Source organism: Neobacillus sp. NPDC097160 (assembly GCF_044762155.1).
Taxonomy (GTDB): Bacteria; Bacillota; Bacilli; order Bacillales; family Cytobacillaceae; genus Neobacillus.
Window position 1 is genome coordinate 173,053 of the sequence record NZ_JBIWDU010000013.1, and the last position, 13,344, is coordinate 186,396.

The following is a 13,344-nucleotide window of genomic DNA, read 5'->3' on the forward strand; positions in this document are numbered from 1 at the left end:
ATATTAACCGATGGAGCCTTCCATCTCGAACTTAATCAAGCGATTCATCTCAACGGCGTATTCCATTGGTAATTCTTTTGTAAATGGCTCGATGAAGCCCATAACAATCATCTCTGTTGCTTCTTGCTCAGAGATACCGCGGCTCATCAAGTAGAAGAGCTGCTCTTCAGATACTTTAGAAACCTTTGCTTCGTGCTCAAGCGAGATATTGTCATTTAAGATTTCGTTGTATGGAATGGTATCAGATGTTGATTGATTATCCATAATCAGCGTATCACATTCGATATTGGAACGGGCACCATCAGCTTTACGTCCAAATGAAACCACGCCGCGATAGGTTACTTTACCGCCATGCTTCGAAATCGATTTTGACACAATGGTTGAAGATGTATTTGGAGCTAAATGAATCATTTTTGCTCCGGCATCCTGGTGCTGGCCTTTACCGGCAATCGCAATTGATAACGTCATTCCGCGGGCGCCTTCGCCTTTTAAAATAACTGCAGGATATTTCATTGTTAATTTGGAACCGATATTACCATCAATCCATTCCATCGTTGCGTTTTCTTCACAGACAGCGCGCTTAGTTACAAGGTTGTAAACGTTGTTTGCCCAGTTTTGAATCGTTGTATAACGGCAGTATGCATTCTTTTTAATAACGATTTCAACAACGGCACTGTGTAGTGAGTTTGTTGTATAAACCGGTGCCGTACAGCCTTCTACGTAATGGACACTTGCCCCTTCATCAACGATAATCAGTGTCCGTTCGAATTGACCCATGTTCTCGGAGTTAATCCGGAAATAGGCTTGTAACGGCGTATCCACTTTTATACCAGGAGGCACATAAATAAATGATCCACCGGACCAAACAGCTGAGTTAAGAGCCGCAAATTTGTTGTCAGTTGGCGGAATTGTTTTTCCAAAGTGCTCGCGGAAAATATCTTCATTTTCCTTTAAAGCGGAATCTGTATCCTTAAAGACAATTCCTAACTCTTCAAGGTCTTCCTTCATGTTATGGTAAACTACCTCTGATTCATATTGCGCAGAAACCCCGGCAAGGTACTTTTGCTCTGCTTCAGGAATTCCCAGTTTATCAAAGGTTGCTTTAATTTCTTCCGGTACTTCATCCCATGATTTCTCGGATTTCTCTGACGGCTTAACGTAATAAGTAATCTCGTCAAAGTTTAATGAATTTAAATCTCCGCCCCATTGTGGCATTGGCATTTTATAAAAATGCTCAAGTGACTTTAAGCGGAAGTCGAGCATCCATTGTGGTTCACTCTTCATTTTTGAAATTTCTTCAACAATCTCACGTGTTAAGCCACGTTTTGATCGGAATATGGAAACGTCTTTATCGGCAAAACCATATTTATAATCACCGATTTCAGGCATCTTTTTCGCCATCGTCGTGTTCCTCCTTCATCAACGAAGGGGCTATACGGCACCCCAACGTTTTATTTTTGTTCCTCTTCCTTCAACCCTTTTTCCATGGCCTTCCACGCTAATGTCGCGCATTTGATGCGAGCCGGAAATTTGGAGACACCCTGAAGTGCTTCGATATCGCCTAAATCGACGTCTTCATCGAACTCTTTTCCTTGCATCATATCGGAAAAGATTTTTGAGAGCATCAAAGCATCATCGACTTTTTTCCCTTTAATCGCCTGCGTCATCATCGAAGCAGATGACATGGAAATCGAACAGCCTTCGCCCTCAAACCTGGCATCCTCGACAACTCCATCCACAACTTTAAAAGTTAATTGAATCCTGTCGCCGCAGGTAGGGTTATTCATATTAATCGTATGGCTGCCATCTTCTAAAACGCCGCGATTGCGAGGTTTTTTATAATGGTCCATAATCACTCTTCGGTAAAGTGCATCTAAATTAGAAGACATCGCTGAAATACTCCTTTGTTTTGACAAGCCCTTCAACGAGTTTATCAATATCCTCTTCAGTATTGTATAAATAGAAGCTTGCACGCGCTGTTGCAGTGGCTTTAAGCCATCTCATCAACGGCTGGGCACAATGGTGTCCGGCGCGGACCGCAATTCCTTCCGCATCCAACACTGTTGCCACATCATGTGGATGAACATCATCAATATTAAAAGTAATAAGCCCTGCACGCTTGGCCGCATCAAGCGGTCCATAAATGGTCATTCCTTCAACCGTGGACAATTTTTCTAACGCATAGGCAGCAAGCATATGTTCATGCTCGGCAATATTGTCTAAGCCCACTTCATTTAAAAAGTCGATGGCGGCCCCAAGACCAACAGCACCGGCAATAATCGGTGTCCCGGCTTCGAATTTCCACGGAAGTTCTTTCCATGTCGATTCTTGTAAATGGACGAAATCGATCATTTCACCGCCAAATTCAATTGGCTCCATGTTTTCAAGCAGATGTTTTTTGCCATAAAGAACACCAATGCCGGTCGGGCCGCACATTTTGTGTCCGGAAAAAGCAAGGAAATCACAATCCAAATCTTGCACATCAATTTTCATATGCGGGGCACTTTGTGCACCATCGACAACCATGACTGCGCCGTTTTCGTGGGCAATCCGGGCAATTTCTTTAACAGGATTAATCACGCCAAGTACGTTCGATACCTGCATGACAGACACAATTTTTGTGTTTGGTGTAATGGTAGCACGAACATCATCAAGTGAAATCGTGCCATCTTCTTGCAGCGGGATGTACTTTAACTGGGCACCTGTCCGACGCGCTACCTGCTGCCAAGGAATGATATTACTATGGTGCTCCATAAAGGTAATAACAATTTCGTCGCCTTCTTTTACATTTTCGGCCGCATAGCTTGCTGCAACCGTATTAATCGAAGTCGTTGTCCCTCTGGTAAAAATAACTTCCTGTGTCGATTTCGCATTAATAAACTTACGAACCTTTTCCCGTGCCCCTTCGTACGCATCCGTTGCTCTTGTTCCGAGTGTATGCACACCGCGATGGACATTGGAATTAATTTCACGATAATATTTTTCAACCGCCTCGATGACTTGGAGCGGCTTCTGCGATGTTGCCGAACTGTCCAAGTACACGAGTGGCTTGCCATTAACTTCTTGATCTAGTATTGGAAACTGTTTGCGAATATCCTGGATATTCATTAGCGTACTTTCCTTTCAATCACTTCAGTCAGTTGTTTCTTTACTCCTTCAATCGGAAGTTGTTTAACAACTGGTGCAAGGAAGCCATGAATGACTAAACGTTCCGCTTCTGTTTTGGTTATACCGCGGCTCATGAGGTAATACAATTGAACTGGATCGACGCGGCCTACAGAGGCAGCATGACCAGCGACAACATCGTCTTCATCAATCAGCAAAATCGGATTAGCGTCGCCGCGTGCTTTTTCACTAAGCATTAGAACACGTGATGTTTGTTCTGCATCGGATTTAGATGCTCCATGTTCAATTTTGCCAATTCCGTTAAAAATCGATGTCGCACTGTCCTTTACAACACCATGATTTAAAATATTCCCTACTGTATGCTTTCCGAAATGAACCACTTTGGTGGTAAAGTTTTGAGTTTGATCCCCGCGTCCGACAACAACTGTTTTGGTATCGCCATTTGAACCATCACCAAGTAAATTTGTTGTGTTTTCCGAGATCGTATTTCCTTCGTTCATCAAACCAAGTGCCCATTCAATTCGGGAATCTCTGCCGGCAACACCGCGGCGATTCACATACGTGGTAATTCCTTTAGCCAAAGTATCAACAGCACCATATTGAACCCTTGCATTTACATTCGCAATGACTTCACTCAAGATATTAACCAAAGTATTAGAGGCTTCCATTGTGGAAATGTAGTTTTCTACGTATGTTACCGAACTATTGTCGTCTGCGACTACAATCACATGGTTAAACAGATTAGCTTCCACATCATCGTGTACATAAACAGCCTGAATAGGTTCAGTAATTTCCACATTTTTTGGAATGTACAAGAAAACCCCGCCATTTACAAGTGCCGCATGGAGCGCAGTTAAGCGATGCTCATCAACGTTAATGGCCTGCGTCATATAATACTTTTTCAACAAATCTCCATGTTCCCTTGCTGCTGTAAAAATATCTGTAAAAATAACACCTTTGCTCTTTAAGTCTTCTGATAAAGATAAAAAAGCAGGAGTTTGGTTGTGTTGAATATATAAATTCTTCATTTCGGCATTCACTAAAGCCTTCACATCTTCAGGAAGATCCGCAAGCGATGCATATACATCGCTTTTTACAGTATGCTGATTGAATTGGGTGAAATTCCATTTATCTATTTTCGTTTTATCTGGTCTAGGCATTGGCAGTTGTTCGAACTCAGTTAATGCCTTTAGACGAAACTCTTCAAACCACGCTGGCTCGTTCATTTCTTTTGAAAAAGAACTGACAAACCCCTGATCAAATGGTAATTTTGTTTCTGTTGTCATTTTAATCCTCCTAACACTCTCTTACGCTTCTTGCCCAACTGTTTCATCTTCAATTCCAAGCTCTTGCTTGATCCAGTCATATCCTTCTGCTTCTAAGCGTTGTGCCAGCTCCGGTCCGCCTGATTTCACAATACGGCCTTGCATCATAACGTGCACATGGTCAGGAGTGATATAGTCTAACAAACGTTGATAGTGGGTGATGACTAAGCAGCCGAACTCCTCGCCGCGCATTTCATTGATTCCCTTAGAAACAACCTTAAGGGCATCGATGTCTAAGCCGGAGTCGATTTCATCCAAGATAGCAATTTTGGGTTCTAACATCATTAATTGCAGGATTTCATTACGTTTTTTCTCTCCGCCTGAGAAACCTTCATTTAAATAGCGCTGTGCCATATCAAGATCCATTTCAAGGAATTCCATTTGCTTATCCATTTTACGAATGAACTTCATAAGCGAAATTTCATTTCCTTCGCCAAGGCGGCTATTGAGTGCTGAACGTAAAAAATCGGCATTTGTTACGCCGTTAATCTCACTTGGATATTGCATCGCCAAAAATAGACCTGCACGCGCGCGTTCATCTACTTCCATTTCAAGGACATTCTGTCCGTCTAACGTAATGTTTCCGCTAGTTACTTCATATTTTGGGTGCCCCATGATCGCCGATGATAACGTGGATTTACCAGTACCGTTTGGACCCATGATCGCGTGGATTTCGCCGCCCTTTATTTCAAGGTTTACACCTTTTAAAATTTCTTTCCCATCAATTTCTACATGTAAATCTTTGATCGTTAAAGTTGATCCAGCCATATCTATACCTCCGAAAAGAAAGTTTTGTATCTTGTAGACCCAATGGGTCTATGTTCTATTCTCATTTTATTCTCATTACAATCTTATAACAAATGAAATGTATTAGCAACTCCTAAACAGTAAAAACAATGTTATTATTTTCATTAAGCAGACTCTAAATGAGAATGAGAGTGTGTTTTTGGGAAAATTCAGTCAATAAACCATTATGTAAAATGGGCCCGTTTAAAATCATACCTCATTTTTTGGACATTTCCAACAGTATTCACGGGTAAAATCCTTTCTATTTTTACCCAATAAGAAGGATTCATGTATGTAATGGCCTGCTCCATTCGAAATAGGAAAAGCCAGTGAGGGGATCACTGGCTTCTGTCTTTCTACCTATTTATATATTACTCAGCAACCGTTACCGCACCTTTGTATTTATCTAGAATGAAATCTTGAATTTCTTTTGAATGCAGAACTTCTACAAGCGTTTTGATGTCTTTACGGTCTTTATCCTCTGAACGTACGACCACAAGGTTTGCCGGTACAACGTCATTGCCTTCAAAGGCAATTCCATACTTGCCGATATCAATACCGCCTTCTAATGCGTAGTTCGTATTAATGACGACCGCATCACCTTCACCACTTTCGAAAGAAGAGGCTAATAATTTTGCTTCAATTAAAGTGGAGAAATCAAGGTTCTTTGGATTTTCAACAATATCCTCAACTCTTGCGTTCGCGCCAACGCCTTCTTTAAGCTTAATTAAACCTTCTTTTTCAAAAATCGGTAAAATACGTCCGTGGTCACTAAGTGAATCACTCATAATAATTTTTGCGCCTTTTGGAAGGTCTTTTAAGCTTTTATATTTTTTAGAATAAATTCCGATTGGTTCCTTATGGATTTCACCAACACTTACAAATTTAAAATCCTTATTTTCTTTCATTTGTAGGTCTAAATACCCTGGTGTTTGAAAATAGTTTGCGTCGAGTTCTTTATCTCGTAACGCTACGTTTGGAAGGATATAGTCTTGGAAAACTTTGATTTCCAGGTCAATGCCTTTTTCTTTTAATAAAGGTTTTGCCGCTTCTAGCACTTCCGCATGCGGTACAGCAGATGCACCAACGACTAATTTCTTGTTACCATCCTTTTTAGCAGTATCATTTTTTTCCCCGCCGCACGCTGTTAGGGCAAACACTGCGAACGCAATAAAAAGAACACTTAGTAATTTTTTCATTATTTAACTCCTCCAGTTATCGTTTATCTGTTTTCTTTGTAAAATAATCTCCAACAAATTGGATGATAAAAACCAAAATTAATATCGCAATCGTTGCAACTAACGTAACAACTGGTCTATTGCGCTGAAAACCTTCAAGGTAGGCAAAATGCCCAAGTCCACCGGATCCAATGACCCCAGCCATCGCGGTAAAGCCGACTAGCGAAATAGCTGTGACGGTAATCCCTGAAATTAATGCCGGTAAAGATTCAGGTATCAATACTTTAAAAATGATATGACCATGTGTTGCTCCCATCGATTGCGATGCTTCAATAACACCTTTATCGATTTCCCTTAGGGCAATTTCTACCATACGAGCATAAAAAGGAGCTGCTCCAATAATAAGGGCTGGGAGCGCAGCATTTGCACCAAGCATAGTCCCAAGTAATAATTTTGTAAATGGAATTAATAAAACAATTAAGATAATAAAGGGGATAGACCTAAAAATATTAACAAAGCCGGCAATAACGACGTTAACAGGCCGATTAGCCCAAATATTACCTTTATCCGTTAAAAACAACAATAGACCCAGGAATAATCCTAAAATAAATGTCGCAAACACGGAAATGGAAGTCATATAAATGGTTTCACGTGTTGCTTCTATTAAATTTTCCCACTTTACCATTTCCATAAAATTAGCCATTACTGATCACCTCCACGCCAACTTGCTGGGAGTGAATATAATCGATGGCTTGCTGTATTTCGCTAGCTTGTCCATCCAAATGGATAAATAATGTTCCGTATGATCCGTTTTGCGTGTGCGAAATTTTCCCTTGAAGAATATTTACAACAACATCGAAATCCCGGATTATGTTTGTGATTAATGGCTGTTCAGCTGCTTCCCCGATGAACGAGAGCTGAACCACTTGTCCATACGGATAAAGTTTAAGTAAATGTTCGATTGTTTCTTTCGTTTCTTCCGGTTCTGTTACCTGCTGGACAAACCGTTTGGTGATTGGCTGCTGCGGATTTTTAAAGACATCAAGCACGGAACCAAGCTCTACCACTCGGCCGCTTTCCATCACTGCTACCCGGTGACAGATTTTACGAATGACATGCATTTCATGGGTAATTAAGACAATTGTTAACCCGAGCCGTTTATTGATATCAACTAACAATTCTAAAATCGAATCTGTCGTTTGCGGATCGAGGGCTGAAGTTGCCTCATCACATAACAATACTTTTGGATTATTTGCGAGAGCTCTAGCAATCCCAACCCGCTGCTTTTGTCCGCCGCTTAGCTGTGATGGATAAGCATTTTCTCGGCCTTCCAGTCCAACCAGCTTAATCAACTCTTCGACCCGTTCCTTTCTTTGTGGCCCCTTAACTCCGGCAATTTCTAGGGGAAAAGCAATATTTTCACTAACTGTTCTTGACCACAGCAAGTTAAAATGTTGGAAAATCATGCTAATTTCCTGACGCGCTTTTCGAAGTTCAGCTCCCTTGATTTTCGAAATCACTCGGCCGGCAACCGTGACACTTCCATCAGTCGGCAGCTCCAGGCCATTTAACATCCGAATCAGGGTACTTTTTCCGGCACCGCTATAACCAATCACACCGAAAATTTCTCCATTTTGTATTTCAAGGTTCACGTCATCGACGGCCTTTAGCTCCCCTTGCTTGGAGGGATATATCTTATGAACATCTTTTATTGAAATCACTTGAATCACCTGCTTCTTATCCTGATTACCAGTTACTTAAATATAGGTTTGACTGTTTAGGCGAAAATATTTTGGAAAAATAAAATGCGGGAGGCTTCTAGCTAGACAATTTCCAAAGTCGAAATTTATACTTTCCTATCCCAAAACAAAAAGCCTTTCTGCGCAGGCAGAAAGGCATCACGAACTAGACCTTTCTCCCATCTTCCAAAGCAAACGCTTTGTGTGAATTGGCACCATTTCAATAAATAATATTGACGGTTGCCGGGCTTCATCGGGCACATCCCTCCACCTCTCTTGATAAGAGCTAACAGCATTCTATATTCAATTAACACGTTAAATTGTTTAAGTGAATTATTTTACAAATGCTATCGTATCACGGATAAAAAGGGGTGTCAACGAAAAATTCTTTATTCTCGAAAAAATAGATTTAGGAAATTTTAGGCATTTGCCTTCACTGAAGCCAAGCCTGTTGCAGCTTCAATCGCTGATTCGAGATCCTCGATTAAATCCTCAACATTTTCAATTCCGATCGAAAGTCGAATTAAATCCTCTGATACACCTGCCGCTTTAAGTCCTTCCGCATCTAATTGCTGATGCGTCGTACTTGCCGGATGAATGATTAAGCTTTTTGCATCACCAACATTGGCCACATGCGCCCAAAGTGACAGCGAATCAATCAATTTAGCGCCTGCTTCTTTTCCACCCTTAATGCCAAAAATAACCATAGAACCCGCACCTTTAGGTAAATACTTTTTCGCGAGCTTCTGGTCTGGGTGTGATGGATGACCCGGATAGGAAACCCAGTCCACGGCAGGATGGTTTTCTAAATACTCAACCACTTGCTTTGTATTGGCCACATGCTCCTTCATCCGGACATGAAGTGTCTCGAGTCCAAGCGTGAATTGGAAGGCATTTTGCGGGCTTAGCGCAGGGCCAAGATCACGCAATAATTGCACGCGTGCTTTAATAATATAGGCAATGGCACCGAGCGCTTCCGCATAAACAAGATCATGATAGCTGGCATCCGGTGTCGTAAAGCCCGGGAATTTCGGTGAATTCCAATCAAACTTACCGCCATCCACAATGATGCCTCCTGTAGATGTCCCATTTCCCAACAGCCATTTTGTTGCCGAGTGCACGACAATATCGGCACCGAATTCGATTGGCCGGCAAAGATATGGAGTAGCAAAGGTGTTGTCAATAATTAATGGTACCCCTGCATCATGAGCGATTTCCGCTACTTTCTCAATATCGAGCACACGCAAGCTAGGATTACCAATCGTTTCCGCAAAAACAGCCTTTGTTTTTTCTGTAATCGCCGACCGGAAGTTTTCCGGATCATCCGGGTTGACAAACTTCACATTAATTCCATATTTAGGAAGGGTAACAGCAAATAGATTATACGTTCCGCCATAAAGGTTCGATGCAGAGACAATCTCATCCCCTGCCTCGGCAATGTTTAAAATCGCGAGCGTGATGGCAGCCATGCCGCTAGCAACAGCAAGTGCACCAACGCCTCCTTCTAATAACGATATTCTTTCTTCAAAAACCGTAGTGGTCGGATTGTGAATCCGAGTATATATGTACCCAGGTTCCGCTAAGCTGAAAAGGTTTGCCGCATGTTCGGTATTTTTGAATTGATAGGCGTTGTTTTGATAAATTGGAACTGCGCGAGCACCTGTTACCGGATCCGGAGCCAAACCACCATGAACACTCAATGTTTCAAAACGATACTTCTTTTGATTTTCTGCCATTTCTCTTCCTCCTCATTTGTAAAATAATTAAACCCCACTTCATAAGAAGAGGGGTTCTCTCTTCTCATCTTCCAGAGCTTGGAGGCTCTGCTGGAATTAGCACCGTGAACAAACCGGTTGCCGGGCTTCAAAGGGCCAGTCCCTCCGCCACTCTTGATAAGAATGCTTTATTGAATTGTTTTTATTGATAGAATATTTAAATAATACATTACAGGATATTTAATTCCGAGTCAATAGCTTTGTTTAAATTATTTTTGCATGCTGGTGGTCCTGTGCTTTTGTTAAAAAGAAGATGGATTCTAGTAAAAGAGTGGCTCTTAATGGTGCTGTAACTTTTAGCTGCCCCTTCTGTTCGAGAACCCGAAGCCTTTGGGTCCCTTCTAGCAACTTTTTCATAGCGTTTAGGGACCCGCTAATCTCGTATTTCACCGGTTGTGCTTCTGAATTTTGCATGCACATGATGCAGCCGTTTTTGATCAATAACTGAACGGTCTCTCCCTCACATCGAAGGTTAATTTGTAAATCCGCTTGATGAATCAAAGGAAGAACATGCCCCTGCTCTTTGATTTTCACAAGAAATGTATTTACTGCTTCAATCATTTCCACCACTCCGGTCTGCTTGCTTATAGATATCTAATTCAGCAAGAAGAGGCGGAATCCTTTTATTATCACTCGACAATATTATAGGGAGTTTTCGGTATTTCCTGAGAAATATGTCGTATCTTCATGAAATTTTGGCGGATGCTGACATTTCCTTTTTCACAGAGAAGCCTTTAAATACTAGGAAGAAATAAACGGAACCGACTAGGTATAATGTCGCAGTGATTGTAAATACATAGGCATAGCCCCAATACGAGCCATATTTGACAACAATCCCGGTGGAAACCGGCCCCATGAAGGCCCACCCCAAATTAAACACCATTTGGTTAACAGAATTCGCGAGGCCCTTCATCGAGTCGTTTACTTTCGACATCATTAACGACATTTGAATTGGGTTGCCGGCATTCATTAAGGCTTGGCGGAATAGGAAACCAAGTGCCGCCAGCCATAAATGTTCTGTATATGCAGTTAATAATAGGAATGGGAGGGATGCAAGCTGGAGATAGACCACTGCCTTGACATCGCCGACTTTTTTGACGACCTGCGGCCCGATAAACATCGCTAAGGCCGTTGCCGCCTGCCCAAGTGAGATGATTAAACCGATTGATGTTGTTGAAGCGCTAAATCGGTCAGCAAAATACAGATTTAAATATGGAATCACAAGCCCTGCTCCAAAGCCGATCAATAGCTGTGCAATCGCGAATAAGACAATCAACTTCATCCCATCATTTTTCCATGCAAGTGCTGAGGCCTTTTTTACTGTTGGCTTTGGTTTCGGAAGTTCATTAAATTTCGTTGTAGGAATAATCCCAAATAAATAAATGACAGCCCCGATGATCAGTGTATAACGAATGCTATTTATATCGCTGGCAAAGAAGGAAAATAGGTCTGTTAACATGCCTCCTAAAAGGTTACCGACAACATTCGCTGCTGTCATAAAAGCAAAATGAAGACTAAATAAATTCACTCTTTGTTCAGCAGTTGAATTTTCGGCGAGCCACGGGATGCCTGATACCTGCAGGAAAGCCATTGTCAGACCGCTGGTAAAGGCAAGCGAGATTAACACCCCTTGTGTGGAAAAAATACCCCTTAAAAGCAAAACTGCTCCGGAGACAAGGATACCGTAAAAGAAAATTTTCTTACGCCCGAAGCGATCACTTATGAGTCCTGCCGGTACTAAAATAATGGCTGTTGCCAGCGAAGTCATCGCAATGACCTGGCCATTAACCGCCTCTGTGTATCCGAGTTTACGAATATAAAAGTTGTATATGACCATAAAAATACCAAGACCAATTTGTGTGAAAATATTAGCCATGAAGCTTAACTTAATGTTTCGATTATATGTTTTAAATTGTGCTGCCCAGTTATGATAGAAGGCCATTTTGGTTTCGCCCCTTAGGTTATTTCGTATCCCTAAGTATCATAATGCAAGAGAGAATATTTTGTAAATGGGGAAGGTTTGAATTTTTCTAAAGAAATTTATTTTTCTTCAAAATCTTACGAATTCCGCCTATGGATTACTAAAAAGCCTGGCGATGAAGTCGGGCTTAGGTAATTTTCCTTTGTTTTTGTCGGGGATTTCCATCAATGGTTCCTTTTAAGTTACCTTTTTGGGGGTGGATGGGGGTTTACTCGTCACTTTGATCAAAATACTCGTCTAAATTCTGGTTTTACTCGTCACTTTAGACGATTTACTCGTCAACTTCTCCGTTTTACTCGTCACTTTAGACGATTTACTCGTCAACTTCTCCGATTTACTCGTCAACTTCCTCATTTTACTCGCCAATCGGATTTGACCGATTACTTTAATCAACGGCCTGATCTAAAATCAAAAAAGCAAATGCAATTTGCATCTGCTTAGGTTAGATGTTCTTTTATTTTTTCAAGCAAATATGGGACAGAATGAAACGCGTATAAGGTTTCAACAACTATGCCATTCCGAATTACTAACAGGCATGGTACGCTTTCAATCGCCAAATCCGCTGCTAAATCTGGATAAAAATTCAAATTCATTTTTCCCATTTTTACATCTATCAGTTCCTCAAGTACTAGTAGCATCCTTGAAGCAACCTGACAGGTGCCGCATAACGGTGTATAAAAATATAATAGCCCGCTTTCATCATGTTCGAGAAAAGCTGCCAGCTCATTTCGATTCCATTCATTCATAACCAATTATCCCATTTCTAAAAACTCAGTATGAACATCGATATTCGCCCCAAGGAGAACAGTCGCCAAGTGGTGCACTGGCGCAGTTGCTACCTCGCGATACATTCGGTCAATATATAAATGTTCAGCTTGTGGAAACTCCCGTTTAAACCGTTTGCGAAGCTTCTCACCGGCAGCATCAGCATCAACCAGAATATAGACATCCTTGTCTTCAAGAAAATCAATCAATTCATCCAATTTCGTGTGACTGATGGTACCATTTGTACAAATGATTTCAACCGGTTCCTTTACAATACTCTTTACCTTATTTTTATCCGATTTTCCTTCGACAATAAGAACTTTGTCAACATACGAATCATTCATATCCACATCACCTGTAATAGAAGTTGTTTATGTTAACATATTCTAAAATATTGATTTCGTGTGCCTCTTCTTACGAGGAACCACAGTATGTTAACTATAGCATTATTGTCATAATAAAAATAGGTTTTTGCTCCGCTCTAGGTTGCAGCCGTTGTACTCTTCATTTTATTATAGACTTCCCCATTTTAGTAGAAGAAAAAGTGGAAATTTAAGAGAAAAAGCACCCTTACTGAACTGCACCCCAATTGTTAGACACACTCTAACAATTGGAGGTGCAGTTTTTTTATGACTAAATTTACAACTGAAACTAAATTGGCCATTATTC

Annotated in this window: 13 protein-coding genes and 2 riboswitches; all 13 genes read right to left on the minus strand. The window is 41.1% G+C overall.

Annotated elements, in window-relative coordinates; all coding sequences use genetic code 11:
- Positions 1 to 3: 3 nt before the first annotated feature.
- Complete coding sequence (sufB, locus tag ACIQXV_RS19135; protein ID WP_402961114.1) at positions 4 to 1,401, minus strand: Fe-S cluster assembly protein SufB; 1,398 nt, start codon at positions 1,399 to 1,401, stop codon at positions 4 to 6.
- A gap of 50 nt (positions 1,402 to 1,451) precedes the next feature.
- The gene (gene sufU / locus ACIQXV_RS19140) at positions 1,452 to 1,889 is read right to left on the minus strand and encodes a Fe-S cluster assembly sulfur transfer protein SufU (protein ID WP_402961116.1); all 438 of its coding nucleotides are present in this window, start codon (positions 1,887 to 1,889) and stop codon (positions 1,452 to 1,454) included.
- Entirely contained in the window at positions 1,879 to 3,108 is a 1,230-nt protein-coding gene (locus tag ACIQXV_RS19145; RefSeq protein WP_402961118.1) for a cysteine desulfurase, read from the minus strand. Before ACIQXV_RS19145 ends, sufU begins: the two co-directional genes overlap by 11 nt.
- Entirely contained in the window at positions 3,108 to 4,412 is a 1,305-nt protein-coding gene (gene sufD, locus ACIQXV_RS19150; RefSeq protein ID WP_402961120.1) for a Fe-S cluster assembly protein SufD, read from the minus strand. Before sufD ends, ACIQXV_RS19145 begins: the two co-directional genes overlap by 1 nt.
- A gap of 21 nt (positions 4,413 to 4,433) precedes the next feature.
- On the minus strand, positions 4,434 to 5,219 hold the full coding sequence (gene sufC / locus ACIQXV_RS19155; RefSeq protein ID WP_402961122.1) for a Fe-S cluster assembly ATPase SufC: 786 nt from the start codon (positions 5,217 to 5,219) through the stop codon (positions 4,434 to 4,436).
- A gap of 389 nt (positions 5,220 to 5,608) precedes the next feature.
- Positions 5,609 to 6,436 (minus strand): MetQ/NlpA family ABC transporter substrate-binding protein, encoded by an 828-nt coding sequence (locus ACIQXV_RS19160; RefSeq protein WP_402961124.1) that lies wholly within the window; start codon positions 6,434 to 6,436, stop codon positions 5,609 to 5,611.
- A gap of 16 nt (positions 6,437 to 6,452) precedes the next feature.
- Positions 6,453 to 7,118: a methionine ABC transporter permease gene (locus tag ACIQXV_RS19165; RefSeq protein ID WP_402961126.1), complete on the minus strand. Its 666-nt coding sequence runs from the start codon at positions 7,116 to 7,118 to the stop codon at positions 6,453 to 6,455.
- Positions 7,111 to 8,136 (minus strand): methionine ABC transporter ATP-binding protein, encoded by a 1,026-nt coding sequence (locus ACIQXV_RS19170; RefSeq protein ID WP_402961128.1) that lies wholly within the window; start codon positions 8,134 to 8,136, stop codon positions 7,111 to 7,113. Before ACIQXV_RS19170 ends, ACIQXV_RS19165 begins: the two co-directional genes overlap by 8 nt.
- Before the next feature lie 194 nt (positions 8,137 to 8,330).
- Positions 8,331 to 8,440: riboswitch (SAM riboswitch) on the minus strand.
- Between the two features lie 133 nt (positions 8,441 to 8,573).
- Positions 8,574 to 9,890 carry an O-acetylhomoserine aminocarboxypropyltransferase/cysteine synthase family protein gene (locus ACIQXV_RS19175; RefSeq protein WP_402961130.1) on the minus strand — a complete coding sequence of 439 codons (1,317 nt, stop codon included), beginning with the start codon at positions 9,888 to 9,890 and terminating at the stop codon, positions 8,574 to 8,576.
- A 61-nt stretch (positions 9,891 to 9,951) separates the two neighbouring features.
- A riboswitch (SAM riboswitch) is annotated at positions 9,952 to 10,053 on the minus strand.
- An 80-nt stretch (positions 10,054 to 10,133) separates the two neighbouring features.
- Entirely contained in the window at positions 10,134 to 10,490 is a 357-nt protein-coding gene (locus ACIQXV_RS19180) for a hypothetical protein (RefSeq protein ID WP_402961132.1), read from the minus strand.
- 124 nt (positions 10,491 to 10,614) lie between these two features.
- Positions 10,615 to 11,871, minus strand: a complete 1,257-nt coding sequence (locus ACIQXV_RS19185) for an MFS transporter (RefSeq protein WP_402961134.1) — start codon at positions 11,869 to 11,871, stop codon at positions 10,615 to 10,617.
- Positions 11,872 to 12,347: 476 nt separating this feature from the next.
- Positions 12,348 to 12,656: a thioredoxin family protein gene (locus tag ACIQXV_RS19190; RefSeq protein WP_402961136.1), complete on the minus strand. Its 309-nt coding sequence runs from the start codon at positions 12,654 to 12,656 to the stop codon at positions 12,348 to 12,350.
- A gap of 6 nt (positions 12,657 to 12,662) precedes the next feature.
- Positions 12,663 to 13,019, minus strand: a complete 357-nt coding sequence (locus tag ACIQXV_RS19195) for a toprim domain-containing protein (RefSeq protein ID WP_402961138.1) — start codon at positions 13,017 to 13,019, stop codon at positions 12,663 to 12,665.
- Positions 13,020 to 13,344: the final 325 nt, after the last annotated feature.